1 protein-coding gene is annotated in these 1,631 nt (G+C 39.4%); it reads left to right on the top strand.

Going from position 1 to position 1,631, the window contains the following annotated elements; all coding sequences use genetic code 11:
* Positions 1–109 precede the first annotated feature (109 nt).
* Positions 110–1,507, top strand: a complete 1,398-nt coding sequence (locus BLT22_RS12155) for an ISLre2 family transposase (RefSeq protein WP_091763507.1) — start codon at positions 110–112, stop codon at positions 1,505–1,507.
* Positions 1,508–1,631: the final 124 nt, after the last annotated feature.

Genomic DNA, 1,631 nt, shown 5'->3' with positions numbered 1-1,631 from the left:
CTATGTGTAAAGTTTATGTAGGAAATGGAAAAAAATAGGGTAGACAAAAAGAAAGAAGACCCTTAATCTAGAATTTGCGGAAACTAGAGAGAAAGAGGTCTTCTTTACGATGGAAATTATAGCACAAATGATGGGAATATTAGAAGAGTCGAATACACTTTTAGAGGCAGAAATCTTATTTGAGGAGCTTTTCAGACAAAAAGCGGAGGAATGCTTTCAAGAATGCATGGAGCGTTTAGATAAAAAGTGTATTCAATCATACAAAGATCAAGGGTACGAGATAGATAGTGTAAGAAAGCGTACGATGCAATTTACCTTTGGGACCGTTGAATTTTCACGTAGACGTGTGCGTAAAAAAGGAGAAACCAGTCTTATCCCGCTAGATAAGTTTTTACAATTGTCTCCTCGTTCAAGAAATTCTCCCTTGGTAGAAATGAAAGCAGCGCAAATGGCTTCAGATGGGGTGTATCGTAAAGCTGCCGATGCAATTGATTTATTAACCAACTTTTCTTTAAGTCATTCAGCTATTCACTCCATTACCCAACGTGTTGGTCAAAAAGTTCAAGAATGGGCAGAACTGAAACCTTTGTCTGATGAAACAGGGATGGAAAAAAAGAGAAAAGTACCTGTTCTATTTATTGAAGGGGATGGCCTGCTTTTGACTAGACGTAAAGGAAAAGAACGTGCGGAGCTTCATCGTGTGCAGATTCATGAAGGCGTGGCGAAAAAAGGAAAACGGCCTGTTCTAGTGCATTCCCTGATGTTTGAAAGTACAAAATCGAGCCAAGAGGCTTTTAGACGAGCGAGTGCGTGGATTGAAGCGACGTATAATCTTCGAAATACAGTCATTATTTCAAATAGTGATGGAGGTAGTGGCTATGAGAAGGACAAATTTGATTCGATTATTGGGAAATGCGCACGACATGAACACTTCCGAGATGCCTATCATGTGAATCAAAAAATCAAACAGCGTTTGTTTTTCGATAAGGAAATGTCTTACCAGATGATTTCAGCGGTTAGAGAATGGGATTATACTCAGGTTTGTGCAGTGATTGCCCAAGCAAATAATCGCATTCAAGACGATTATCGTAGAGCTGAATATGAGGTTGAACTGACAAAATTACTCAGCTACTTGGATCGAAATTGGGACAGTTTAAAGAAACTTCACTTACGTCATCTTTCTCTTCGAAAAGGGATTGGCGTTTGCGAGAGTAATCACCGTCCCTATAGTTATCGTATGAAACGACAAGGTCGTGGATTCGGACAGAAAGGTGCAGGTAACTTAGCGGCTATCATTTCGGCTCGTAAGAATGGTTTGTTTTTACAAGCGCTAACTGAAACGATTCCTGCTTTTAAACAGGAAATTATCCCTGAATTCAAAGGGATAATCCGTACATTACTAAAGAAATATAAAACTAAAAAATCAATCGGTGTGATTGAAGGCGGTATTGGAAAGTACTGTGCGTCTTCTCACGCTCTGGGACAGTTGGCTAAAGCACTAAAATAAAGAGAGTTTAAGGCTGTTTACTGAGGGAGAAAGGCTCAAAGAGCCCATATCCCTCAGTAAACAGCGAAAAACAATAACAGGAAAAAGTGATTCTAGAGATTTCCTACAACAACTTGACACACAC

Origin of the sequence: Marinilactibacillus psychrotolerans (assembly GCF_900101525.1) — a bacterium.
GTDB lineage: Bacteria > Bacillota > Bacilli > Lactobacillales > Carnobacteriaceae_A > Marinilactibacillus > Marinilactibacillus psychrotolerans.
The sequence above is the reverse complement of the archived record's forward strand: the minus strand, read 5'-3'. Positions and strand labels throughout refer to the sequence as shown.